The sequence below is a fragment of the Faecalibacterium sp. IP-1-18 genome (assembly GCF_023347355.1).
In the GTDB taxonomy this organism is placed as follows: domain Bacteria; phylum Bacillota; class Clostridia; order Oscillospirales; family Ruminococcaceae; genus Faecalibacterium; species Faecalibacterium prausnitzii.
Genome location: NZ_CP094472.1, coordinates 539,227 through 563,503 on the forward strand (window position 1 = coordinate 539,227; position 24,277 = coordinate 563,503).

Annotated in this window: 20 protein-coding genes and 1 pseudogene; 4 read left to right on the forward strand and 17 right to left on the reverse strand. The window is 51.3% G+C overall.

The annotated features are described in order from the left end of the window. The 6 genes from MTP43_RS02625 to MTP43_RS02650 are packed head-to-tail and all read right to left on the reverse strand — an operon-like array spanning position 1 to position 5,877. Positions 1-360: an SMI1/KNR4 family protein gene (locus MTP43_RS02625; RefSeq protein ID WP_113621505.1), complete on the reverse strand. Its 360-nt coding sequence runs from the start codon at positions 358-360 to the stop codon at positions 1-3. A gap of 9 nt (positions 361-369) precedes the next feature. Next, positions 370-1,506, reverse strand: a complete 1,137-nt coding sequence (locus tag MTP43_RS02630; RefSeq protein WP_173016319.1) for a hypothetical protein — start codon at positions 1,504-1,506, stop codon at positions 370-372. A gap of 35 nt (positions 1,507-1,541) precedes the next feature. Further along, the gene (locus MTP43_RS02635; RefSeq protein ID WP_113621503.1) at positions 1,542-2,369 is read right to left on the reverse strand and encodes a hypothetical protein; all 828 of its coding nucleotides are present in this window, start codon (positions 2,367-2,369) and stop codon (positions 1,542-1,544) included. 53 nt (positions 2,370-2,422) lie between these two features. Next, a complete protein-coding gene (locus MTP43_RS02640) occupies positions 2,423-4,579 on the reverse strand; it encodes a dynamin family protein (RefSeq protein WP_113621502.1) in 2,157 nt (718 codons plus the stop codon). Positions 4,580-4,596: 17 nt separating this feature from the next. Further along, positions 4,597-4,857 carry a hypothetical protein gene (locus tag MTP43_RS02645; RefSeq protein WP_113621501.1) on the reverse strand — a complete coding sequence of 87 codons (261 nt, stop codon included), beginning with the start codon at positions 4,855-4,857 and terminating at the stop codon, positions 4,597-4,599. Between the two features lie 12 nt (positions 4,858-4,869). Then, complete coding sequence (locus MTP43_RS02650) at positions 4,870-5,877, reverse strand: helix-turn-helix transcriptional regulator (RefSeq protein WP_113621500.1); 1,008 nt, start codon at positions 5,875-5,877, stop codon at positions 4,870-4,872. A gap of 238 nt (positions 5,878-6,115) precedes the next feature. Between MTP43_RS02650 and MTP43_RS02655 the strand changes: the two genes are divergently transcribed. Continuing rightward, the gene (locus tag MTP43_RS02655; RefSeq protein WP_113621499.1) at positions 6,116-6,457 is read left to right on the forward strand and encodes a helix-turn-helix domain-containing protein; all 342 of its coding nucleotides are present in this window, start codon (positions 6,116-6,118) and stop codon (positions 6,455-6,457) included. Positions 6,458-6,535: 78 nt separating this feature from the next. Here the strand turns inward: MTP43_RS02655 and MTP43_RS02660 are convergent, their stop codons facing one another. The 10 genes and pseudogenes from MTP43_RS02660 to MTP43_RS02705 form a co-directional block, all read right to left on the reverse strand. Then, positions 6,536-6,721, reverse strand: a complete 186-nt coding sequence (locus MTP43_RS02660; protein WP_242993163.1) for a hypothetical protein — start codon at positions 6,719-6,721, stop codon at positions 6,536-6,538. A 275-nt stretch (positions 6,722-6,996) separates the two neighbouring features. Beyond that, positions 6,997-8,172, reverse strand: coding sequence for an IS110 family transposase (locus MTP43_RS02665; RefSeq protein WP_113620654.1), 1,176 nt, complete (start codon positions 8,170-8,172; stop codon positions 6,997-6,999). Between the two features lie 239 nt (positions 8,173-8,411). Continuing rightward, positions 8,412-8,981 (reverse strand): annotated as a pseudogene (locus tag MTP43_RS02670) (NgoFVII family restriction endonuclease); the annotation flags it as partial. Between the two features lie 222 nt (positions 8,982-9,203). After that, positions 9,204-9,959: a CRISPR system precrRNA processing endoribonuclease RAMP protein Cas6 gene (cas6, locus tag MTP43_RS02675; RefSeq protein WP_113621498.1), complete on the reverse strand. Its 756-nt coding sequence runs from the start codon at positions 9,957-9,959 to the stop codon at positions 9,204-9,206. Then, the gene (gene csm5, locus MTP43_RS02680) at positions 9,956-11,059 is read right to left on the reverse strand and encodes a type III-A CRISPR-associated RAMP protein Csm5 (RefSeq protein WP_113621497.1); all 1,104 of its coding nucleotides are present in this window, start codon (positions 11,057-11,059) and stop codon (positions 9,956-9,958) included. The genes cas6 and csm5 overlap by 4 nt, the downstream gene beginning before the upstream one ends. After that, on the reverse strand, positions 11,056-12,021 hold the full coding sequence (csm4, locus tag MTP43_RS02685; protein ID WP_249235051.1) for a type III-A CRISPR-associated RAMP protein Csm4: 966 nt from the start codon (positions 12,019-12,021) through the stop codon (positions 11,056-11,058). The genes csm5 and csm4 overlap by 4 nt, the downstream gene beginning before the upstream one ends. Beyond that, a complete protein-coding gene (gene csm3 / locus MTP43_RS02690; RefSeq protein ID WP_113621495.1) occupies positions 12,002-12,676 on the reverse strand; it encodes a type III-A CRISPR-associated RAMP protein Csm3 in 675 nt (224 codons plus the stop codon). Before csm3 ends, csm4 begins: the two co-directional genes overlap by 20 nt. A 4-nt stretch (positions 12,677-12,680) precedes the next feature. Next, positions 12,681-13,223, reverse strand: a complete 543-nt coding sequence (gene csm2, locus MTP43_RS02695) for a type III-A CRISPR-associated protein Csm2 (protein ID WP_113621494.1) — start codon at positions 13,221-13,223, stop codon at positions 12,681-12,683. Beyond that, positions 13,207-15,597, reverse strand: coding sequence for a type III-A CRISPR-associated protein Cas10/Csm1 (gene cas10, locus MTP43_RS02700; protein WP_181967336.1), 2,391 nt, complete (start codon positions 15,595-15,597; stop codon positions 13,207-13,209). The genes csm2 and cas10 overlap by 17 nt, the downstream gene beginning before the upstream one ends. A 675-nt stretch (positions 15,598-16,272) precedes the next feature. Beyond that, positions 16,273-16,641, reverse strand: a complete 369-nt coding sequence (locus tag MTP43_RS02705; RefSeq protein WP_117527099.1) for a CRISPR-associated protein — start codon at positions 16,639-16,641, stop codon at positions 16,273-16,275. A 901-nt stretch (positions 16,642-17,542) separates the two neighbouring features. Here MTP43_RS02705 and MTP43_RS02710 point away from each other — a divergent pair. From MTP43_RS02710 to MTP43_RS02720, 3 genes are read left to right on the forward strand one after another with little or no spacing between them, the layout of a single operon-like run. After that, positions 17,543-18,151 (forward strand): TM1812 family CRISPR-associated protein, encoded by a 609-nt coding sequence (locus MTP43_RS02710; protein ID WP_117527101.1) that lies wholly within the window; start codon positions 17,543-17,545, stop codon positions 18,149-18,151. A gap of 6 nt (positions 18,152-18,157) precedes the next feature. Beyond that, positions 18,158-19,171 (forward strand): hypothetical protein, encoded by a 1,014-nt coding sequence (locus MTP43_RS02715; protein ID WP_117527103.1) that lies wholly within the window; start codon positions 18,158-18,160, stop codon positions 19,169-19,171. 1 nt (position 19,172) lies between these two features. Continuing rightward, a complete protein-coding gene (locus tag MTP43_RS02720) occupies positions 19,173-20,618 on the forward strand; it encodes a TM1812 family CRISPR-associated protein (protein ID WP_117527105.1) in 1,446 nt (481 codons plus the stop codon). 501 nt (positions 20,619-21,119) lie between these two features. Here the strand turns inward: MTP43_RS02720 and MTP43_RS02725 are convergent. Next, a complete protein-coding gene (locus tag MTP43_RS02725) occupies positions 21,120-24,275 on the reverse strand; it encodes a DEAD/DEAH box helicase (RefSeq protein ID WP_162789061.1) in 3,156 nt (1,051 codons plus the stop codon). Between the last annotated feature and the right edge of the window lie 2 nt (positions 24,276-24,277).

A 24,277-nucleotide genomic window follows, 5' to 3' on the forward strand; every position in this document is an offset into this window, starting at 1 on the left:
TTAATCAATTAAATCCAAGAACGCTGCGAAATTCTCTGCCATCAGTTCATCTTTTATTTTGCGTGTCCCATGACAACAGGTATATATCTTTTTATCGTATACATATATTGGATCTCCATTGCAAGTCGCAAAAACGAATCGCTCTTTGCCCATAGAATAATCGGATTGAATTGTTTCCAACTCATCTGCCGGAACGAATCTCACCGCATTACCATCCATGGTCACTTCAACATCCACAGGGTTCGCTTGTTGATAAAATTCTTTCAAAACCTCTGGGCAAGTGGAAAGCAGCTTTGTTTTTTCAAAAACGTTCCGCTTATCTTGCTTAATGGCACTTCTGACAAAGTCATCTATCAACATAAGGACCTCCTAAGCAAATATCGGTTTGCATTTTTCAATCATATAAACACGAAGTTTTTCCGAATAATTCCGCTGATGAACAGTATCAGCTATCGTGTAGGTTACGAAGATGATTCCAACTCCGACAGACACAATGATTCCACTTGGGCCGCCAAAAATACCTTGTGCAGTAATGGATACCACTAGTAGTGAAAGCGAGAACAACGCCTGCTTGCCAACTTGGATAGCCGCTGTTTTCAACGATTCACCCTTGCAAACCAGCTTTACAAACTGTACGGTTGAAAAGACACCTATTGTTATAGCTCCAACAGCACCCATATTACACATTTTAGCTATATTTTCCGTAATTTCAAGTCCTACATTGGAGAAAACTCCCGTCAATGCTTGAGATGCTAGTTGTCCTACGGTTCTTCCTATCCCGTATCCAATGGTGGATTGAATACCCGATGAAAGTCCAGACTTACCGCCATTGATTAAAGCATACTTAATGGAATCAGGGGTAACACCCGTTTGCGCCAACGAAACTGCAAAGCCAATAGTAAAACCAACACCAATACCTATTGCAGCAGCTATCCCAATGCCCTTTATTTCATTTCTAAAGACTCTCTTGCTATTTGTTTTCTTAAGCATTTTGTCTTTGTCAATTTTAGGTGCATCGCTTGAATTGTGAAAGTCACCGTTATGCCCTTTTTCAAGATGTTCTTTTCTCGATTTATAAAATTTTATATTGTCGGGATCTCCCTGATCTTCGGGATGATCTGCTACATTCTTTTGGTGATGGCCTTCAGCACCTCTAACTTTTCCGGTTTCTTTTATTTCCTGACATTGAGCATCATCCCAATCAGATGAACCTCGACCACCCATTTCGACATCGGCTTTTTCATAATCCCACGCAAGCTTAACTGCATCATTTCTTGCACCTGTATATTCTGAATCTTTTGCTAATCCTTCTGCTACTTTATTTGCGATTCTTTCTCTTTCGGCATGGAAAGCATCTAAAAAAGCATTCAGTTGATTATTGAACTGCGTTGTAACCGTAGCAGTGGTGTATGCAGTAGATGAGATAGCTGTTGCTGTTATTCCGCCTGTATAAGAAGAATCCACGCTGAACTTTGGTCTGAATTCTGTGGTTTGATAGAATGTCAAACTTTTATTGTTCCTTAGTGCTGTCAGCATAAGTTTCACCTCAGCTTTCGTTCACACTCAATCGAATACCTTGTTAGCTCTAGTTTTCCGTTATCATCTAGCTTGCTAAAGATATAGGAATAGACATGATTATAGAAAATCAGGGTTTCATTAAATAACCGTCCTGCATCATATGCAAACAGCGTCGTGGAAACAAGGCCAAAAAGCTGGCTCTTATCTTTATACCGCGATTCATTATTCTTGAAACTTGTAAAAGCAGAGTTGTATGCATTAACAGCCTTTTTGTTGTAGTCGATATTATCTTTGTACTCCAACTGGCGCATCTTGGCACTGATGGTATCAGTGCAGCTCTTGTTCAACTGGTCATAATGTGTTTTCTGCTCTGACGTTAAGTTATCATGGTCAATTTCAGCATCCACAGCACTAATTTCCTGCAAGAGCTTGTCAAACTCTGCATGGGTCTTGGCATTTTCCAACTTCTGCTTTATGGTATAGAGCTTTTTGATTTGCGTGGTGTTGGTGGCCTCGATTGCTCTTTTCTGTTTTTCGTATTCTTCCTGTTCGAGCTGTGCAATGTCCGTAACTACTGCACCAAGTCGATTATGGTACACATGAATGTCGTTGATGATGTCATCCGTAAGATCTGCATTTTCTTCATAAAAAGAGAGAACAAGATTTGCTTGGTCTGCAAAACTCTTACGTTCATCGGTACGAGGCAATTTTTCAGCCAGCATCAGCAGGAAATCCAAATAGGCATTTACGCACTCCGAGTCTCCCGGAGCTTTATTCACCATGTTGCGTCCAATCAGCAATGCTTCCTGAATTTTACCGGCATCCTTGTATTCATTGAACATCGGATTCATAGCAATTTCCTTTCATTCCAAATCCCAGTTGTAGAGGTCACAAAACCATTTCCTTACAATGGGATATGCTCGAAAAAATTCTGAATACCTTTCGCCGCAGTAAGCGAAGTTTCAATTTGCTCAATATCGTAACTATCGACAGTTGTCTGCAACCGTTCCACATAAGCAGTCCACGCCTGATCGAGCTGCTCGGCTGCTTGGTCAAATGCAGTTTCCGTCTGCGCCCAATATTCATTGATGGCTTTTCTGTACTGGTCAGTAACACCTTTTTCTTCATAAGCATTCACCAGCTTTTTAGCGACACTCTTTTCCCAACCGCCGCCAAAAAGTTTCATAATGCCCAGTCCGGCACTAATCAGCGCACCTGCCACAATACCAATCGGGCCAAGGAAATTGGCAAACAACGCAATCTGACCACCTATGCCAAAGAGGAAAGCCCAGCTTCCAAAAGCAAATGCTGCATCAGCAGCTAGAAAAGCTCCCAGTCCTCCGATAATTCCGATTTTAGCAAGTGAAGATGCAAACGCATAACCAGCATCAAAGTCTGCATTAAGATTTGCTTCTTGAAACGAAGCCTGAACACCCTCCTGATAATCGCTCACATATTCTTTGACTTTCACAGACAACTGTTCCGATCTCTCTTTCAGCAAATCGGAACATTTACTTTGCATTTCATCCTGCAACTGGCTTGCAAATTGCTGAATGTCCTCTTTTTTATTTTTGATACCCTTGGATTTGATTCTTCGTGTAATCTCATCAACGGTCAGCACCGATGTGCAATACTTTGTGCATTCATTCAGAGATTCCCCGCTGAGAGAATGAATCAAATCTTTGATTTCACGCTTTTTGTTATCGTTCTCAGCAGTTCGTTCCAAATCAGAATCCTGAATATCTTTCAAAAGCTCAACGTATTTCTGCCGATCTTCGACAAGTGCCTCGTACTTTTGGATTTCAGCTTCCAAATTCGGCTCTTTTCTGGCAACATACGCCCGAACCGATTCTTTGCATTCCGTATCAACGATTTCGGGAATTGTCTCCAGAACAGCTTCTAGGTTATTTCTAAATTTTTCGCAGAGCGCAGGAATATCAGTTGTATAAGTAAAGAAGCGGCTCTGAATTACAGCGGGAGAATAGTCATAGCCAGATTCTTCTGCACGGCTTTTCCAATAGCTGTCCGACAGCGTAGACATATATCGCTCACAGCCACTCTTCAAAATATTGGCAAGAGAAATTTCATTGCCATTATCAACAGAATCTGCATGAGAAGCTACAACAAACAGGTTTGCCAACGGTTTAAGACCATTTTCGCCTTTTTTCTCTAAAACAGGGAGCGTACGGACATTGTTCTTCAGATATTCAATATCTTCAATTCTCAAAAAACCACTTGCCAGCGATAAGTAAATCAAAACATCTGCGTGTGCCGCAGTCTTTGCCGTAATAACATCATCACTTGCAGTTTCCGTTCCATAGCCCGGCAAGTCGATAATATCACAGTTCAAAAGAATCGGAGCATCAACGAAAACAACTGCGGAACCAGCCTCCGTCTTTAATCCACCGCCTTGGCGAGTAGAATAGGTTTCCAGAAGGCTTAAATCTCCTCCGGCAACCTTCCACTTTTCGCAGTATTTTTCATCATAAAGTCGTTTAGAATTCCAAAACTTCTCGTTGCCGCATTCTCTTTTGAAAATCCATGCTTCATCATGGATGAACGCAGGACGATCTTTAATGTGCTTTACATAAACTGCCGTTGAAGTAGTCGGTGTCCATTTCGCTGGCATTTTTTCAGCACCAATCAGTGAATTGATGAGAGTGCTTTTCCCGGTGTCCGAGCGGCCCACGATAGCCACAGTAGGTTTAACGAACTTCGACATGATGCCGATTTCAAGGTCGTCTATGTAATTTTTTTGCATATCATCGGGAATATCCATCTGTTCCAGCGCAGAATTAAGATAGCCTGACAAACTCTTTTTGGTAAAGTTCGTTTTCTCCCAAGTATCTTTTGCACTGATAGGTTTGACCCGCGGCTTTTCATAAGAAAGGATCGTATTGAAGTCCAACCCAGACTTGGTTGCTATTTTGACAATCAAGTCCATATCAGGTTTCCCGGTCTTATCGAGTTCCTGAACTTCCTGAATACTGATTCCGTAGAGATTTGCAAATTCCTCCTGCGTAAGTTTGAGCTTATCACTCCGTAATGATTTGAAATCCATATCGAGGCTCCTTTACGTTATTTTTCTCGTTCAATTACAAGCTTTCCCGGCGTGTAAAATTGAATTTTATACCAAGACAGTTCTTCGCCTATCGGGTTCATAAAGTGATTCACAACTGGCCCAAAACCCGTTACAAGCATCTTTCCAAGTGGATTTGCTTTCAAATCCAATCCATATTTTTTCTTTACCGTATCCGCGTACGATGTTACAATCGTGATTTCCGGTGCCTTTTCTTTCAGAGCATTGCGCAGTTCAGTCTCATTTGCAACCATCTTCATAAAACAACCTCCTTAGTATTGGCCGTTCATACGTTCGATTTCCTGCTTCATCTCCTGCACCAGCGTTTCCGGTGCAGTCACCTTAACTTTACTGCCCTGACTGAGCAGCCACATTTTCACGCCTGTGCCAAAGACTTCGGCTTCAATGGAGCACACACCCTCTTTTTCATCTATGACTTTTGCCATGGGGAACTTGTCCAGCACAGCTTCCACCGATGGACCATAGTAGTTGAAGCTGATCTTCTGCGGCTCACCGCCGAACATGAACTGAGTGCGGTTCTTATACTCGCCCTCTTTGAAGCGGTCTTTGTAGGGAACAGAGAACTTTTCACCGGTTTCCTTGATGGAATGCATCCTATCAAGCCGATAAATGGTTGGATAAGGATCGTTCTTTTTATGGAAAGCCTCTCTGGTGGAGTGGTCTGTGATAACAGCCATGAGATAGAAATAATACTCTGAGAACATCAATCCCACCGGCTCAACCATCCGTTTTACGATTTGACGGTCTTTCAGCTTCTGATACTCAATTTCCAGTACCGACTGATTTCGGATGGCCTGTGCCACCATCCACAGATTGTCCGGGTCAACGGTTGCATGAGCCGGGTCGTGATAGTGGAACAGTTCATTGCTGATAAACCACTCAATGTCGCTTTTTTCTTTCTGAGACACACAAAGGTTCAGGATGATTTGCAACTGCTTCTCGACCTGCTCTTTGGTAAAAGCTCGGCTTTCCAGCAGAATCTTGCATAGGGCCAACACTTCACCTTTGGAAAGCTGCTCGATCTCCTGTGTGACCAGACGGTAGCCATTTTCTTTCTTGTCGTACTCGATTTTTCGTACGATTCCTTCTTTGGCACACTGTTCCGAAAGAAAATCCCGGATGCTGTCGATGTCTCTCTGGATAGAACGGACGTTCACATGGTACTGCTCTGCGGCCTGTTGCTTATTGATGAGCTTACCAGAAAGAAAATCCTGATAAAGTTCCAAAACACGGGTCGTTTTTAAGGTGTCTGCTGTCATTGGTTTGCCCTCCTCTTCGGTTCAGCCCCATTATAGCAACCGTGGTGGACAGGCATTGTCTATCTTCTTCTTTGTCTATCAAAAAGTTTTTGGTTCTAAAATCTGTGCGAGATTTCTAAAAAGGGTTTGATTGCTACGATATATACTATTGAAAGTATACGACTAATGCAATTAACGGTCAAGCCTTGGAACAATAAAATCGTAAGTAATCACTACGATTTGTACAAGGAGGTCAACCATGGAACGAGAGAAGCCCACATTTGATATTCTGGGCCGCATAGAGAAAGAACGTGCTGCCCGCAACTGGTCTGAGTATGCCCTTGCAGAAAACTCTGGCCTGACCCAATCCACCATCTCAACATGGCGGAGAAGAAATCTCCAACCCAATGTTGCTTCCATCGAGAAGATCTGTTCGGGCTTCGGCATCACGCTTTCCCAGTTCTTTCAGGAGGAGGACTCTGTTTATCTGACGAAGGAGCAAAAGAAGCTTCTTGATCTCTGGGCTAAGCTCTCTCCTGTTCAAAGAGAGGCAGTTACTAAAATGCTGTGTGCTTTCCTGTATATAGAGGAAGAACCCTGAGTTTCAACTGCATATTGCCAGATAAAAGCGGCCAAGCCTCAAAAAGCTTGACCGCTTTATCCTTTTGAATAATAGGGTTTAGATACAGGATTCCCGGATTTTTGCCAGATCACTGTTCAGCAGCGTTTCATGTTCCAGAAGCTCTTTCTGGACAGCAAGTAGGAAATCTCTGTTATCATAGAGGATTTTGTAGGCTCTGCGGTATAACTCTTCCATCTTAGCTGCTTTTATAGCTTCGCTACTGAAAAGTCTTGTCTCCGACATTCTATTATCCTCTCCGCAATCTTTCCCATTGGAGACTAACTATTAAAAGTCAAGCCCCAAAATGAAAAAATCCCCTAAAATCCGTCAACCATTCGCTGCCCATGACAAACAGCATTCAAATGCTGGTCTTGGGACAGCGAGGGCGACGGAGAGAATAGCAAAGCAAGCCCAGCTAACCCTCGCAAAAACAGGATAGCATTTGAATGCTTCGGTTTGTCAAGGGTTCGCTGCGCCAGCTAAGTTGTTCTTGGATTTCGCTCAGGCTCTGGAGAAAATCAAGCAGCCGTAAGATACGCTTTTCCAGACTTTTGCAAGGCATAGATCAGCCGCACGAGTTTCTTCATGGCATGGGACAGGGCAACATTGTAGTGTTTTCCTTCAGAACGTTTCTTGGCAAGGTATTCAGCAAAGACGGGATTCCAGTGGCAGACGTACTTGGTTGCGTTGTAGAGAGCGTATCGCAGATAGCGAGAACCGCGTTTTTCCATGTGAGCATAGCAGTTTGTGAGTTTGCCTGACTGGTATGTAGACGGAGAGCAGCCAGCGTAAGCAAGGACTTTGTCAGGAGAATCAAAGTTGGAGAAATCGCCGATTTCAGCAAGAATCATGGCAGCGGAATGAACACCCATTCCGGGAATAGAAAGAATCGGTGGATGCAATTCATCCATGATTTGCTGAATCGAATCTTCAATTTCATCAATCTCGGAGGTGAGTTCCTTAATGAGTTTAATGGTGTGCTTCAATTCTAGAGATTTGGCAGACATGACAGAACCAATGGAAGTTCTGGCGGCCTCTCGAATCTGGATGGCCTTTTCTTTTTCGTAGCGTCCCTTGGACGCTGTTGCAAGAAGATTTGTCAGCTTGGTGAGATGAATTTCTGAAATCTGTTTTGCACCGGGATATTCACTGAGGAGCGCATAAACCGAAGCAATATGGAGAGAGGTAACGAGCTTCTCCAGTTCTGGAAACAGAATCGTGACCAGTCTGGACACTGACTGCTTCAGCTTGGCTCTTTCACGAACCTTATCGAATCGGTATCTTGTTAGTGACTTTAACTCTTCGTTGTGGTATGCTGTATCCGTGTAGGACTTGAGGTCTACATCGGACAATAGCATAGTTGCAATCGTTCTTGCATCCACACGATCGGTTTTAGTTTTGCGAAGGCTGAGACTTTTTCGGTACAGGTTGGTGTGCAAAGGATTCATGACATAGACGGCCAGGTCCTTGTCAAGAAGAAATCCAAGAATGTTGTAGCTGTAATGTCCGGTAGCCTCAAGTCCTACTTTTATTTTGTCTGACTTTTGGGTACAGTTTCGAATCGTTTGAAGCAGTTGCTTAAATCCATCCATGTTGTTGGGGATGGTAAAGCAGTCAGCACGAACCATTCCGTCTGAATCAAGAATACAGCAGTCATGCTTATCCTTGGCAACATCAATTCCAACACAAACCATTTTGATACCTCCGGCATATTTATTTCGATGCTGTTCAGGACCACAGACTTCTTTGCTCTTGTAACCTCGTTCTAAATAAACCGTCTGGCGGTATCTAACTGATTAACATTTCAACAAAGAGGCTGTGGTTGGAGCCTCCAATAAACCGTCTTTACGGTAGGTGAAAATTACCAATCCACAGCATCCTAAACATTGTAGCATACCGCTGGAGAGCGGTCTATAAATACTACTCTTTTATAATACGAGGTGGTGATGATGCGCAACTCACCGCCGCTTTGCGCAAACTGCCGCAGCTCGTCCATGATGAGGCGTAAGCCGCTCCACTTGATAAAGGAGACCAGCATATCAATGCGGTCGGCGGAAACGATCTCCTTTTTCAGCTCCGTGTACATCTGCGGCTCATGGATAGCGCCGGTAAACAGGGAACTTTGCGCAATAGAGGTCTCCGGGCGGTCAAGGTCTTTTGCGCTTTTTCCTGTAGCAATGCGCGGGTCATTCTGCTGCAAAAGCGCAAGAAGCTGCTCTGCCCGCTGGTCAACACCGAGCGCGGCAAAGTCAGCTTCCTGTGTGGTGTTCTGGATGGTGGTCACGATCTGATTTGCCAGCTGGATCTGCGCCTCGATGCCGCCGCCGTTATCCTGTACGTTCTCAAGACCCTTCTGCACCACATCGGTCAAATACTGCGCCAGCACTTTGGCAGCCTCCGCCGTGTCGATAGGCGCAGTGGACTTGCGGGCTTCCGGGATCTCTGCGAGCTCGCGGTTCAGTGCGTTATTGATGACCTGTTCGTACAGACCGGGGTAGAGCATAGGTGCACTTCCTTACCGTTTTCTTTTATTATAGCGCCCGTTAGAAGAATATTCAATGATCGAGGATAAACCGCATCTGATTGAAAAAGAAGCTCTTGATCTCAGAAAATATACTGTAGCTGCATTGCTTTTATGAAAAATAATAGAGGTCGTGATAATTTGTATGATGCTACAATAAAAAGAGACTGATGCAGTGCAACAGTCTCTCGATAGCAATGAGGCTTATATAACGGGTGTTTTTTTATAAAAATCCGTAGCAGCGCCTCCCATTCCAAGAGTGGTTTTGATGCCAACTCCGCCATGGGATGCAAAAGAGAGCAACGCGTTCCAAAGTTCCAGAAGCGGTGGTGCAAGGCGCGCCTCGATGGTCACATTGCCTTGAAAGGCTGGAATGCGCGTTTCTTTCAACAGATAACGTGTGGTATGGAGATTATAATCCACTATATGAAGCCCCTGCTGTAAAGCTTGCAGTGCATCAGGATCGATAAGGGCATATTCTGGAAAGGCAGCGTTCCAATGCGCAATCAGACTTTGCAAAAGCAGAGCTTCCTGCGGGAAAATAGTATAGCGGCCGGACTGCTTGAAGGCGCAAGGCGACAGAAAAGCAATTTTGGCACGGGTTTCGCTGCGGGAGCGCCCAGAACGGATCAGTTCTTCAGCGGAGACTGCCGGAAAGGTGCGGACCTCTGAAACCGGGAGTGTCAATTCATGCAGAGGGATTTCCTTTGCAGATTCCAAAACGGGAGAAACTACCTGTCGAGCAGCGTCATTCAGCAGGTTGACCGTCCAGATCAAAGACTGCTTTTCCGGTGAAAAGCATAGAAAATGCGCAATGGGATGTTCCCCTTGCAGATGCATCTGCTCTCCAAATTCAGAAGAGATCTGTGACATCAGCCAGCCATACAGACGATAGGACCACGACTGGGGGATCCGCACATCAGTGGGCGGAGATAAAACCAGTTGAATCTGCTGGATCATAAGATACTCACCCCGCAATATCCATAGGGATAAAGCCGACCACGAAAGCGAGCATATTTCATGGTGTGCGGGGAAATGCCATTTTCGGCATCACGCTCATGCTTGTGGTTGCGGAACATTTGTTTCATTTGTTCTGCCGTCCAGCGCAGCCCCTCTTCTTCACCCAGATAGGGATATGCCAGCGACTTGGCAAAAAAGCCGGAGCCGCCGCCAAGGATCAGGTGTGGCTGCTGCGGCAGGTTGACTGCACCGCTCGGCGGAGTGAAGCGCCTGCTATACGTCTGCGCGTAATAAGTATCAAACTGCTGAATGGCCTTCAGAAGGGACTCTTTGGTGATGCGCCCCTTCAGCACCGACTGATCCAGCGTCAGCTTGAAGCGTACCTTAGTGCCGGACGCTACGCATTCCCGACACATGGGGATGCCGCGATTACTGCCCTTCGCAAAGGAACCGTTCACAAGTGCATCAAATTTTCCGACAAGGACCATCTGTGCATCCGGGATGGGGGCACTGTCGGAAACCTGAATGCCACGGAAAATGCTGTTGACAGCGTCCGGAGCGATGCTTCCATCTTTCAGAGTGCGCAGATGCAGCTGGTTGACATATTTCTCTTCCGGAAAGGTGGCCCGGCGGTTTGGTGCAAGGCTGTGTCCGGTACTGCGGTCAGCCAATACCGCACTCAGCAGCCATGCGGTACGCAGCGCACCCTTGATGCTGCTGCCGGGAATGTAGGCATGGCCCTGCGCATCACGCTGAAAAGCATGGATCTCTTTCAGCGAGTGCTCCGCATCCAGAGCATCACCTACCTCGATCTGATAGCGCGTCAGCGTTTTCAGTTCTGCATCGGAAATGCCGCAGTCTTTGCTCAGAAATGCCCAGAGATTGGACTGCTCGCTAAGCATAAACTGTCCGTACTTGTCCACCAGATCGTGCTCGACTAGAAAGCTGAAAAATTTTTGCTCGTCCAGAAAGGAGACTTTGCCATTGCGGGTGTTGTACATGTACTCTTTTTTGGTATAGCTGCTGCCATTGCCAACAAACAGAGGTGCCCATACATTCAGAGTAAGGTCAAAGATCTGCAGATGATCCTGCTGAATCATAATGTCACCCCCATAAAGATCGGTTTGGAATAGCGGTATACCGGATGCACATCCGACAAACCAACATCATACAAAGCACCCTGATAACGATTTTGCAGGACAGAACCTGCCGAAAGGGCATACTGCGTTTTTTTCTTCAGTGGAGTTTCCACACGATCGGATGCCATAAAGCCGCTGCGGCGTACCAGCTGGAAGGAGGCACCCTCTAATGCATTATCCAGTTCATCTGTCTGCGGCAGGCTGGTACTCAGCAGCAGATAAGGAGCATGCTCGGCAGAAAGAGCGTGATACATCCACTCCGTCTGCTCGTCAAAAGGTTCATTCAGATAAATCTTGTCTACAACATGGAACTTTCCATAACCAGAGCTGACTTTGCCGCCGATGCCGGTAGCGCCCAGCCAATCCAGCAAATACTCCAGATCTTCATCCTGACCATCTTCGGTAAATCCGCAGATGAAATACAGGCCGTAGTCCGGCGCAAAACGGAACAGTCCAACCTGATACGGCATGGTATCCCCCTGCATGGGAACGGCTGCCTTGGTCTGCTCATAGTGGGTGCCAAAACTTTCCGGTTGCTCGTCAGGGGTAAAATGACCTTCATGCAGGCTTCTGGCGTAGCGGTCAAATGCCAACACAGGGATCCAGGCTAGCTTTTTTACCTTTTTACGCAGGGTGGTTTCCACTTCCTCAGTGGATTCCGATGCGGCAATGGGCTTTGGCAGGTAAAACGTTTCGCCATACCAGGGCATTGTATCGCTGAGCAGGAATTTTCCCTGCCGGACCTGCGCACAAAGCTGTTCTAGGGCTTCTTCTCCATGCTGGACGAGGGTCTCATGGCAGAGGGCAGAAAACAGGGTATCTGCCCGCAGGGTTTCTTCGGAGGTATAAAGTGACAATGCAGAGTCGGCTCCTCCGAAATGAACAGCTGTGTCAAACTGAAGCTTAAACAGAAAATAGTTCATAACTATCCACCTCATCAAAGAGGGATTTCAGGTGGCTGAGATCCACCTGCGCGCCATAGCCTTCCAGCGCAAAGTTTTTCAGGCTGACACGGCCGCTGCCGCGGGAACCATGGCCGCCCAGATAATCCATCTGCAGCAGTTTCATGCCTTTGGCCAGAAGAGAAAGATCCTCCTCGACCTGTGCCGGGTCGGTCACATCGTAAACGATGCTGACACCGAACTTTGCGCCGGCGATCACACGCTCAATCTGGCGGGGATTGGCCACGGAGTTTGCACGGGAAATTGCGTTCTCGGTCTTGACCTCGGTCACACCCACATTGGAAAGCTCTTTGGCATTGGACAAAAAGGCATCCGCAAACTGCAGGCGGGAACGACGCACCGGTTCCGAGGAACCGAACAGGCGGAGGATTTGCTCGGGGTCTTTGTCGCAACTTCCGGCTTTTGCCATTGCTTCGATATCCTGATATGTGCTGCGAGCCAGCAGGGTACGCAGCTTGCCTTTCAGACTGCTGCCGGGTACGATGGGATAACCGGTATAGGGGTCGCGCACCACCGGGCTGTCCACAGCACCAATGGCAGAAAAGGCAGAGGAACCGCCGATGTGCATACCAGTGCGCACTTCCAGATCGCACCGGATCAGAATTTTTCCATACATATAATTACCCTTCCTTGCTGCTAAAGTAGCAGTGAAAAGCCACCAGCGCTTCCATGTAATGAGCAAAACGGATCAGATCCGCACGGTCATCGGAAATGCCTTTGAGGTATTCCAGCAGGTTTGTCTGCCTTACAAAGGTCTTTACAGTATCATCACGATTGTCACGTCCACACTCGTAAGCCACCCGCACACGCATCAGGTTGAGCTTGACCACACTTTCGGGTCGCAGCTTCTCCTCGGTGCGGATGTTTTCCTCGTTATAGATATCTGTCACAAGGCTCAACAGGTTGCGGATCTTGCTGGTGGTCACTTTTTTGGGCTGGCTCATCAGGCTGCGCATAATACGCTCGGCTTCGTCTACATAATCTTCCGGCACCTTTTTCGGCGTGATCTCCGGCGGCAGCTCATTCTGCTGTCCATAGCTGCTACGGCTGTTATAGCTGCCGGAACCGCTGCGGTTTCCGCTGTAGCTGTTGTTATATCCGCTCCGGTTGTTGTTATAGCCACCGCCGCCATAGCTGTGGCCATTATCATTCCATCCTGCCATCTGTGTCGCCACCCTTTCTGTTCTGATAGACATAAATATAAATTGCGGTGATGAGCTGGTGACGCTGTACGGCATCCAATGCCCAATCCATCATGCTGTGAGAGAATTGCTCGTAAAGTTTATAGTCCGGTGCATTCTTTTTTGGGGAAAGCCGCGCCAGCAGGTAAGCATACCGCGCAAGGTTGATGCGGTCGTTCTCCGCTTCCCGCAGCAGTGCCAGCAGGTTGTAGAGCAGGGCGTTTCCGTGCTCAGCGTTATCCTTGCCAAAGAAGCTTTGCAGGCAGCCGACCTTTTCGGTCAGGACCTTTGTGCGGAACGTATCCCACGCATAAATATGCCCCTGCTCCGGCTGCACCAGCAGATTGCCCTTTGCATCCCGGACCGCTTTGCGTTCCGGCGTAAACAGTGCCACTGCATTTTTGCCGGACAGATGCTTGGCGGCTTCTTCCAGTGCGGCGGTTTCCTCGGCGGAAAGCCGGATGGGGTAATGGTCATCAAAGATGCCGATGCCTGCGCTGAGGGTCAGTGCACCGCAGGAAAATGCACGGAAATTGTTCTGGATGCGCTGCGCTGCTTCCAGCACATCGTTCCATGCGCCCACAAGGAACACATCATCGCCGCCGGCGTAGACGATACTTACATGCAAGCCCTCTAGAATGCCATTGATGTAGCACTTGAAAAACAGCGACATCTGCCGGGAGAATGCCGAGGTGCGGGACAGGGTAACATAGTGCATCCGTTTGACCGGGTCTTTCTCGGTTTCCTGCTCGAAACCGGAGATGAAGGCGTGCCCGAGGTTGTCCACATCCATACGGCAGACCGCAATGCGGCGCACGCCCTCGGACTGCTCTGCCAGCTCATCCATGCTATTTTTGTCTTTGGGGGTGTAATCGCCCACATACAGGTTGGTGCTGTAAGTAAGGCCGGTGGACGGTACATTTTTGGTATATACACGCGCGACCGGCTCGCCGGAAGCCAGCCGTTTGCGGGCAGAGAACTGATCCGTCAGGGACAGATATTCGCTGCCGCCGTCCAGTGCAGGCAGCGTACAGTCATCGGCAGCCGAGGGCTGACGGCTTACCACCAGAACGCGCTTGTTCTGGATCTTAATGGAAAGATCTACAAACAGTTTGCACCAAGGGCAGAGATCATCCTTCAGGTTGGCACTGGTGCCGCACACCTTGCATTCCCGGCCATCCGGGTAAGCGGCGGTACTGTTCAGCTGCCGCAGATCCTCTGCGGTATAGCGGTGGAACTTGTGCTGCTCCAGCAGACGGTTCACCCGGCGGAACAGCTCTTTGTAGGGGCTTTTTTCAGCCGGGGTATTGGTCAGGTCGTTGCCGGAGCAGGGTGTCCATGCGTTGGCCAGAAACAGCTGGGTGCCGAACTGCAGCTGCAGCCAGCGGTTGAACTGCCGGTTCCACCGGGTCAGGGTATCGGCCACAGCGGCAGTGTTGGGCAGCAGCACATAGCAGTGTCCGCCGCCGCTGTAGATCAGGTTGGCGCGGGACACGCCGCACCCGGCCAGAAGCTCGTCCAGATAGTGCTCCATGAGCAGCTCCAGAAAGAACGACCGGCTGCGCAGGGAGCGCAGGGCGTTTTCGGTATGGACGGTATAAAGAAACTTCTGGATGCGGGAAAAATCAGCGGTATAGAGCAGAAAAGCGTCCTTCTGGCAAAAATCCTTCTCCTGCTCAAAAAGTGCCTTGCGCAGGTCGGTGATGTTGTTTGCCTGCACATATTCGCTGATACACGCCGCAATGGCTGCGGTGGTCTTGGCGTGGTCAAACAGAGAAACATCCGGGCTTTCGCCGGTAAAGGTGCTGGACGGAAAACAGCTGAACTGCGTTTCCAGCAGACCCAGCAGCGAGTTGATCCACTCCGGCTGCGGCTGCAGATCCGGCAGGCACTCGCTCAGCTTGCGCACGGCATCTGCATAAACGGAAGCGGAAAGCGGCGGCTGCTGCCGTGGCAGCTTCAGGCTGCCGTCCTGCGGCTGCGCAGGCATCGTCCAGCCGGGGTGCGTACCGTTCAGGTGGGTGAACACCGCGTCCAGCGGAAGATCCCGCCGGAAGGAACTGCTTTCGCCTTCGACCTCCCGGCGGTCTGCGGCGGCAGAAAGATCATCTGCCAGATAAACGATATAGGCCGGGGAATCGGCTGGCAGCGCCTTTGCTGCACCGCGCAGCGCGGCGGCGTGGTGGTAGCGCACACAGTCCAGCGCCGGTGCCCAGCCTGCACCGGGCAAAACGCCGTGCAAAAACTGGTAGCCCTGTTCACTGTGGCTGCCGCGCTGCCCACCGGCACGGTACACCGCTTTGCCGGTGTCGTGCAGCAGCCCGCCATAGGTGGACTGCAGGGTGAGAACGTTCAAAATACCATCTCCTTTACGAGTTGTGGAAGAATTGCACAATAAACGGAAAACGTATTTGTTGTTTTTGTAAGAGATGCTTGGAATTGGCTTTATTATAACACATTTTGTCGCTATGCAAAAGCCGCAGCAGAGAAAATATCACAGCAGCTGCAATCGTTCCGTTCATAGAGGAACAGCCCACGGAAAACAAGAAGTTAAGGTTTGCAAAAGAAAAACTCCGCATCTTTTTTTGATGCGGAGTTTTTTGTCCCCTTGCGGGGAGGGTACCTACTACGTGCCGCAGTTTGCAAATCTGGGCGAGTTTTCGCCCCCTTACGGGGATGGTACTGAGAACGACTGGAACGACAAAGAAGCACGGCTGTTTTCGCCCCCTTGCGGGGATGGTACCGTCAACATTAACCAGATTGTGCAGACATCAGGGTTTTCGCCCCCTTACGGGGATGGTACTGTCTTCCAGAATATACAAGCGCTCTCCGGTTCAGTTTCCGTCCCCTTGCGGGGATAAGTTGAAATTCACCGCAAGACAGTTGTCGTAAAACATCGAGATGTTTCCGTCCCCTCTCGGGGATAAGTTGTAATCATCATGCGCAAGTATTTTATCACCCGCAAGTCATTTCCGTCCCCTTACGGGGCAGCCCCATTATACCACGGCAGTAGAACAATTGAAATCCCTTTTCAGGGCGAGCCATAGCGGCGGAAGCCTGCAAAGGTGAAGATGCTGCGCTTCAGGGTACTGCCGTCCGGGTAGGTGGTCTCCTGGCTCTTACGGCGGGAGCAGGCGGCCAGCGTGGGGATGCCTGCGGCTTCCAGACGCTGGACTACCCGGTACACAAAGGTGCACTCGCCCTGACAGAGCACGGCGTCCGGGTTAAGGTGCAGGATGTGGTCGGCATATACCGCGGCAAGGGAGTCCAGCACGGCCTCGTTGGTGGCGGGGTCGATGGCAGGGAAGGCAAGGTCTATCACCTTGCCGTAGACCTGTGCCGCAGCCTTTTGCTCGGCACTCCACAGGGCAGAAGGATGATTGGTAAAGTTGATGAGCATAGGGCATTCCTCCTTGACATTGCAAAGAGAAAAAGCCCATGGAATGCGGATAGTTAAGCAAGAAACTTAAAATTACTTTTCTTGCTTTGGTTTGCCCCCTTACGGGGATTGTACATTTTCCTGCATCCTGTTTTTCTTCTGGTTTTTGTTTTCGCCCCCTTACGGGGATTATACCAAGAGCCGTGAGAACCTGTCCAAAGAGGTTGTGTTTTCGCCCCCTTACGGGGATGGTATCCATTGAATGTAAGGGATTCTCTTTTGGAGAAGTTTTTTCGCCCCCTTGCGGGGATGGTATCTACAATGAAAGAGTACGCAATCTTTATTGCCTGTTTTTCGCCCCCTTACGGGGATAGTACTGAGTTGGTACAACATGAAAGCGTGCGAAGTGTAGTTTTTGCCCCCTTATGGGGATTGTACCGAAGCGTGGCACGACAGCTACAAGGCTATTTTGTTATCGCCCCCTTACGGGGATGGTACCATGCTGTCCATCATCGACAAGGCCTATCCTGTGTTTTCGTCCCCTTACGGGGATTGCATCCGAATGACAACGCCTAAATATCCAGTTATGGAGCTTTCGCCCCCTTACGGGGATTGTACGTCGAAAGAGCAAATTATTATTACTCCAGAGGTGTTTTCGCCCCCTTACGGGGATTGTACTGCAATCGAAAACGCAATCCCGATGGAGTGGGTTTTTTCGCCCCCTTGCGGGGATAGTACCCTAAATATATCACAAAACACTGCAAAACTGAAGGGCCGGATGGCTAGAAAACATTCACTTTATTACAATGATGTACTTTTGCGCTGAAAAGAACGGCGATAAATTCATTCAGCCTGCCTTGTGCGCGGGGCGGTTTCATGGTATGATGCAGATAATGGATCTTATAAAAAGGAGTGTTGCCCTGTGCTAAAGACTTATATCACCACCGTGCCTTTGCAGGGAAAGCTGGACCCCATGCTGTACCAGCGGGAGCGGGCAGGTGCGCCCACGGCCACCTGCTTTCCCATCGTGCAGGTAATGCGGGATACCCTTGAACCCGGGGACACGGTGCAGCTGCTGGCCATCCGGCAGGAAAATGCCGATACCGCCCGCAATTATCAGCGCCTGCTGGAAGAGCTGGCGCAGCTGGGCATTGCAGAAAATCAGGTGCGTCAGCTCCACCTGCCCGAGGATCAGCGCCCGGAAACGCTGATCGGCCTGTGCCGGGATCTGGTGGATGCCCTGCCGCAGGTCACCCGGGTGTATGCCTGTATCACCTACGGCTCCAAGAGCATCCCGGTGGTCACGCTGACGGCATTGACCTGCGCCGAAGCTACCCATACGGAGCTGGAAGTAGGCGGCGTGTATTATGGTGAGGTCAAGCGGGAAAACGGACAGGTGCTCAGCGCGCGGCTTTACGATATGGCAGCGCTGTATCAGCTTGCCGGGCTGGTAGGCACCATGCGTGACAGCAAGACCGCCGAACAAGTGTTCCATCAGCTGATCTGGATGAACGAGCATCGGGAGGACTAAGCAGCGATGAATGATGTGAAAACATGGGCGGACATTGACGCTTCGCCGCTGCTGCAGCTGCCGCCGGAACAGCGCAAAAAGCTGCACGATGCCAATGATGAACGGTTCCGCGCTTTCTGGGCGGAATGCTTTCTGACCACACAGGCTCCCGGAAGGGGAGAGGAGGCATGGAATAGCGCGGATTTCTGCAAGGCGTTTCTGGATGCGTTTGATCTTTGGGAACCGAAACCCGGGCAGACCTTCAGTATGTATCTGCGCACCGCTGTCCGTCATGCACAGTCACACGACCAGCAGCAGGAAGAAATGGCTGTGATGGGTTTCGGACGCGAAACGAACCGCAAGATCAAAAAAGCGCTGGAGTACATGGAAAAGAACGGAATTACAGAGAGTATGCTCTGTCGTGACCCGGAAAAAGAACAGGTGATCGCCGATATTGTCGGGGTGGGTGTAAAGACCCTGCGGGAAGCACTGCGCAATAAGCAGTCGGTACTCAGTCTGGACGACACTGGCGGAGAGGATTCGGCGCTGGGCGACCGGGTTGCTTCCCAAGAAAAAAGCGTGGAAGAGCAGGTGGAGCAGAGCAGTGAAATGCTGGCATGGCTGCACCGCGGCATAGGGCTGATGAACCTGCAGCAGAAGGAAAAATACGGCAAGACAGCTGGCCCGTTGTGGAGCAGCGTGCTGATGGGCTTTCTGCGCAACAATGACGCGCTGGACCCGGCAGAGGATGCGCCCGCGCGGCTGGCAAACTGCGATGACCTGCGTCCGCTGGAACAGGACAACTGTCTGTGGGATATCCTGCTGCTGCACCGGTATGTGGAATTTACGGTTCAGCCGCCCTATGCACCCAAGGCGCTGGAATGCGCTGCCGTCCATGCGCTGCTGGAGCCGGGGCGCAACCCGGCGCAGGATAAAACCGTGGCAGAGTTTCTCGGCGTAAGCAAAGCGGCTGTATCGCAGCGGCGCAAAACATGGCAGCAGAGGCTGATGCAGATGCAGGCAGAACAGGAGGAGGTATAAGATGGAACGCAGTGTATTGCTTTTATATATGAGCCCCTTCGGCAAAAATCCGAACATTCATACCCAGACCAATGAAGCGGCAGTTTTGAAGCTGAAAAAGCACAAGGAAGGGCCGGATTGTATTCTGGCACTGTGCAGTGAGCTGGTGCGCACCAGCCCTACCGTGCATCTGCCGGACGGGAAAACCTGCACCACCGTGGAGTATTTCCGTGATGTATTCCTGCCTTCGGCGGGTATTCCAGCAGAGCGGCTTGTGGTGATCCCGGTGCCGGACAGCATGGACGACAAGGCGCAGTTCCGGGCAATCTCTCTGCTACTAGGAAAAATTGAAGCGGAAGATACCCTCTCCATTGATCTTTCCGGCGGCATGCGGGACACGGCGATGCTTCTGGTAACGGCAGCGCGCTGTATGCGCGACCTGCGCAGTGTGGAGACCCGCAGGGTGATCTACTCCGAACTGCTTTCGGATGGTACTTCCCGCATCCATGACAGCAGTCAGCTGTACAGCCTGTTCGACCTCATCACGGCGATGGACGAGTTCTTTTCCACAGGTACTGCACAGAAGCTGAAAGGCTACCTGTGGAGCGAGGGCGAAAGCGACCCGGCTCTGCACACCCTGCTGGCCCGCATCAACCAGTTCTCGGATGATCTGGCGCTGTGCCGGGTGCAGGCGCTGAATGAAGACCTGAGCCAGATCGCACAGGCACTGCAGGCACCGCCCAAGGAGAGCAAAAATCTGACCAGCCTGTTCTTCCACCTGCTGAATGACCGCTTCCGCACGGAATTTGAAGGTCTGCTGGCTTCCCCAAAAAACAATCTTCCTGCGCTGGTAAGCTGGTGTGCAGAACACAGGATGTATCAGCAGGCACTGACCCTGCTGTGCGAGCAGATGCCGGCCTATGTCTGCCGTCATCTTTTTGTGCAGCCCACAGAAACCGGCTGGGCATATCTGGCGGCACAGAATCAGAATAAGGGCAAGGCATGGGTGTACCCGCTGTTCCACTTCCATTTCTGCCGCCTGACTTTGATGCAAAAGGAGTATCCCTATACAACGGATCTGCGCCTGACCCACAGCAAGGACGATGCAGATGGCAATATGCTGTTTGGCGTGGCAAATTCGAAAGAAATGCACGCCTATATGGATACCGTTCTCGCTTCCGGTCAGCTGGTGATCGACCCGGAGGTCCGGTGGCAGATCGAGGACGCGGCACTGTTCTACCAGCGTGTGATGCAGTACCGCAACCAGATCAACCATGCCAGTGATACGGCTTTTGGTCTGCAAAGCGACCGTATTCTTCCGCTGGACACGGCCCATATTGAGCAGACCCTGCAGGATGTGGCAGATTATCTGCAGGAGATCCGCCCCATGAAGCCGGATGTTCCGGAAGGCGTCAAGGCGCTGCCTGTTACAAAGACGATTCCGGCTGGCACAGCTTCCAACCTGTAAAATAGAATTGTAAGAAAAAGCAAAGCACCTCCGCTACTGGCAAACGCCAGTGGCAGAGGTGCTTTTTTGTCCCCTTGCGGGGATAAGTTGTAATCTGAGAATGGGGATATTGTCATGAGAACAATGTCGCTTTCGTCCCCTTGCGGGGATAAATTGCAATGTTGCCGTTTGAGCGTTTGCCCCGTGTGTGGTAAGTTTCCGTCCCCTTACGGGGATAAATTGCAATCGGTTACCAGGAGGCTTGGGCGGATTACCGCATGTTTCCGTCCCCTTGCGGGGATAAATGCAATGCATGGAACAGATTATCACCTTAAAGGTAGATCTGTTTTCGCCCCCTTGCGGGGATATATTGCAACCGGTGCGATGCGGCGAAAGCCATTGACACGTTCCGATTTCCGTCTCCTTACGGAGGATAGTTTTACTATACCACACATTGAGCCAAAAGAAAAGAACTATACACCGGAGAAGCACGGATGGAGCAGAAAAGATAAGGCATAAAGATCACCTCGATTCGGCAGAAGGAGCGTCAAAGCCCTGAATGGGCAGGCCGAGGAAGTATTCCTCGATGCGGTCCCAGAGCTGCTCGCTGGAAAAGCCGCTGGTAAACAGCCAGCTCATCAGCCGCACAGCATCGGTGTGGCGCTGGGCAATGCGCTCCAGCAAGTGGTTGCGGTAAAAGCCGCGGTCAGCCAGTTCCATGGTCTGGGTCTGGTTGATATAGAGGTACAGGCGGCTGTTGGAGCCGCCCAGCAGGGCAAAGTGGAGCAGGTCCAGCTCCTCCAGCACGCCCAGAGCCGGGGTCAGACGCTCACTGCTCTGGGCAGAATCGTTCACCGGCAGATAGCGGCAGGTCTCGCCGCTGTGCAGAACAGCAAAGCTCTGCTCCAGCCAGTGGAAAAACTCGCTGATGAACGGGTCCACCACACTGTACTCTGTGCCTTCCTGCGTAGTGCCGCGGCGCAGCACACGGGTGCGCTGTAGGCGGGGCGAATGCTGCTGCCAGGACTGCACAGCCGCCAGCACTACGCGCACTGCACTGGTGGCACGGGTGCTGCTCAGACCCGTGGCCTGCGCCAGCCGGGCAGCGGCATCCCGGTCGTAGAGATACTGGCCGCTGCGGGCAGCCTCGAAGAAGATCTCCTTCAGGGCGCGCAGCAGTACGGAAAAACGGGCATCCGCATTGGCGTGCCACTCCAGCGTCAGCTGCATGGCGGGGGTCAGGTGCAGCTGGGCATTCAGCGGCAGCTTGTCGCTGTGGGTGTACAGCAGATACTTGAACTGCGGGAAGGAAAAATCGTTCTGCCAGCGGCTGCTCCACAGGCGGGCAAGGTCTACGTCGTAGACCCCGGCAGCCTCATCCTGCAGGGTGGCAGCACCGGTACAGATGCAGTTGACTGCGGCGGCATCGGCGCTGCTGAGCAGAAAATACCCGTGGGTGAACAGAGGAGAGGGCCGCATGATGAAGGGCGCATAGCCGCGTGCTTCGCTGTCCTTCTGGATCAGCAGCATGGCGGTCTTGACCTTGGCCAGTGGGTCCTGCTGGTGCTCGCCGTTAGGGCTGGCAAAGATGTAGGCAAAGCTCTCGGCGTCCACCAGAAGTTCGTTGCGGTGCTTGGTGGCGGTGGCCGGCTGGCTGGCGCGGTGCTGGCGGTACAGCTGCAGCACCTTGCGCATCACCTGCACCAGCTGCCAGGGCTGAATGCTGGAAAGGCCGTGCAGGCGGTTGATGTGCTTGAAGTCGTTGGCCATGTGCTCGTACACGGCACGGCCCTGAATCTCCGGGTCACGGGCGGCGCGACCGATCTCCTGCGTGTAATCACACAGGTTACCGGTGGGGGCAAAGTGCAGCACAAGGGCAATGTCCGGGATGTCGATGCCCATGCCAAAGGCCTTGGTGGCCAGCATGATCCGGCGCTTGCCGCTGCGGAAATCCTCCAGATCCTCCGCTTTGGCTTCGCCGGAAAGCTGCGCGTGGTAGCGGGTCACAGTATTGCCAAGCCGCTGCGCAAGGCAATGGGTGTAGAAGCGCTCCAGCAGACTGACGGTGGGAAAGTAGATCAGGGTCTTCTGCCCCTGCTCCAGTGCGGTGGTGATCTGCCCGGTCAGAGCCTGGAACTTGTCCAGCTCGTACTCCCGGCGGCCGGTCACGCGGGGAACCTCCCGGATGCACAGCTCGATGTTGCGGCGGCGCACGCAGCCCAGATAAACGATGGGGTCCGGCGACATGTGCAGGCTGCGCAGGGTCTCGCGGTACATGTCCTCCTCGCCGCCATAGGTGGCCGTGGCCGTAAAGGTGGCGGTGACAAAGGCATGCTGGTGCGGACCGTTCAGCTGCTGTTTGCGCAGCTTGTTCACGTAGTCACCCAGAAACCAGTAGTCCGGGCGGAACTGCTTGCCCCAAGTGGTCACAATATGGGCCTCGTCCACGATCAGCAGGCCGATGGCACGGTCACCGATTAGGTCGGAGATATCGCTGCGGCTCAGCAGGGATTCCGGCGAAAGATACAGGATGTCGCAGCGGCCTTCCTGCACCTCCTGCGCAATGGTCTTCTTGACCATGGGCGGGATGTCGGAGTTGATGGTGCGGGCTTTGGCGTAGCGGTGCTTCTCCATGCCCTGTACCTGATCGTTCATCAGGCCAATCAGCGGCGAGATCACCAGCGTGACCATCCCGTACTTCTCGGCCAGATCAATGGCCGGGATCTGGAACATCACGCTTTTGCCCGCACCGGTAGATGCGGTAACGAACAGGTCGCGGTAAGTCTGCCCTGCACGGCAAAGCTCTGCCTGCTGGATGAGGTCATCGATGATGTCCTCCTGGGTGATGGTGCGTAGCTTCTTCTCGCCGCGATGCAGAGCGTCCAGGTCGTAGACATCCAGCGGGAGAAAATCTGGGTAACCCCAGTGCTGCTGCAGAAGGGTGCGCGCCTCCGGGCAGACGGGGCGCTCTGGCTGCATCGTCTGCGCATGCGCTCTGGAAAGCTGACCGGGAAAAGCGCCAGCCAGCGCCGCAAGGCTGGCGGCAAGACCAGCTTCATCGCCGATGAAGCTGTCGGCTGAAACGCAGAGCGTTTTGCCGCGACGCAGCTGCTGCACGAGGCAGAAATAATCGGCTTCTCCGGTAAGCGCAAAGGCAGAGCTGATGGCGGAAGTTTCGGGAACCGTATGCGGTGCTGCACCAAACGATACGCGCTCGACCTGCGGGTACTGACGCAGCAGAGCGTCCAAAGGAATGCAGCAGGCAATGCCTTCCTCCGTATGCAGCAGGTTGGAGTAGACACGCAGGCAGGGTTCAATGCCGGGCAGCGGAGTATCCTGCGGCGTTTCCGGGTCAAAGTGGCTCAGAAGGCCGGACTGCATCTCCGGCGTAAGCGTCACAGACACGGGCAGCAGCGTGCGGTAGCAGGTGTTCTGCACCAGAATGATGTGCGGGAACTCCTGCGCAAGGGTATCGGCGTGCAGGGCAAACTCCTCTGCGGTGATCACACAGGGGTTCTGCTGCAGCAGACTGCTCAGGTAGCGGGACAGGCGCTGCTGCAGCAAAGCATCCAGAGAAGGACGCGCAAGACCGGCATCCTCCGAAGAAAACCCCCACAAGACAAACAACGTATCCTCAGCAGCATGGGTGGAAAGATAAGAACGAAGCAATGTATTCATGG

Bases quoted from the DNA above. Each gene is read 5' to 3' on its own strand.
- MTP43_RS02720 (WP_117527105.1), top strand. From the start codon at position 19,173: ATGGAACGCAGTGTATTGCTTTTATATATGAGCCCCTTCGGCAAAAAT.
- MTP43_RS02650 (WP_113621500.1), bottom strand. From the start codon at position 5,877: ATGACAGCAGACACCTTAAAAACGACCCGTGTTTTGGAACTTTATCAG.
- MTP43_RS02655 (WP_113621499.1), top strand. From the start codon at position 6,116: ATGGAACGAGAGAAGCCCACATTTGATATTCTGGGCCGCATAGAGAAA.
- csm2 (WP_113621494.1), bottom strand. From the start codon at position 13,223: ATGGCAGGATGGAATGATAATGGCCACAGCTATGGCGGCGGTGGCTAT.
- csm3 (WP_113621495.1), bottom strand. From the start codon at position 12,676: ATGTATGGAAAAATTCTGATCCGGTGCGATCTGGAAGTGCGCACTGGT.
- csm4 (WP_249235051.1), bottom strand. From the start codon at position 12,021: ATGAACTATTTTCTGTTTAAGCTTCAGTTTGACACAGCTGTTCATTTC.
- cas6 (WP_113621498.1), bottom strand. From the start codon at position 9,959: ATGATCCAGCAGATTCAACTGGTTTTATCTCCGCCCACTGATGTGCGG.
- csm5 (WP_113621497.1), bottom strand. From the start codon at position 11,059: ATGATTCAGCAGGATCATCTGCAGATCTTTGACCTTACTCTGAATGTA.
- MTP43_RS02625 (WP_113621505.1), bottom strand. From the start codon at position 360: ATGTTGATAGATGACTTTGTCAGAAGTGCCATTAAGCAAGATAAGCGG.
- MTP43_RS02660 (WP_242993163.1), bottom strand. From the start codon at position 6,721: ATGTCGGAGACAAGACTTTTCAGTAGCGAAGCTATAAAAGCAGCTAAG.
- MTP43_RS02635 (WP_113621503.1), bottom strand. From the start codon at position 2,369: ATGAATCCGATGTTCAATGAATACAAGGATGCCGGTAAAATTCAGGAA.
- MTP43_RS02705 (WP_117527099.1), bottom strand. From the start codon at position 16,641: ATGCTCATCAACTTTACCAATCATCCTTCTGCCCTGTGGAGTGCCGAG.
- MTP43_RS02725 (WP_162789061.1), bottom strand. From the start codon at position 24,275: ATGAATACATTGCTTCGTTCTTATCTTTCCACCCATGCTGCTGAGGAT.
- MTP43_RS02645 (WP_113621501.1), bottom strand. From the start codon at position 4,857: ATGAAGATGGTTGCAAATGAGACTGAACTGCGCAATGCTCTGAAAGAA.
- MTP43_RS02640 (WP_113621502.1), bottom strand. From the start codon at position 4,579: ATGGATTTCAAATCATTACGGAGTGATAAGCTCAAACTTACGCAGGAG.
- MTP43_RS02665 (WP_113620654.1), bottom strand. From the start codon at position 8,172: ATGGTTTGTGTTGGAATTGATGTTGCCAAGGATAAGCATGACTGCTGT.
- MTP43_RS02715 (WP_117527103.1), top strand. From the start codon at position 18,158: ATGAATGATGTGAAAACATGGGCGGACATTGACGCTTCGCCGCTGCTG.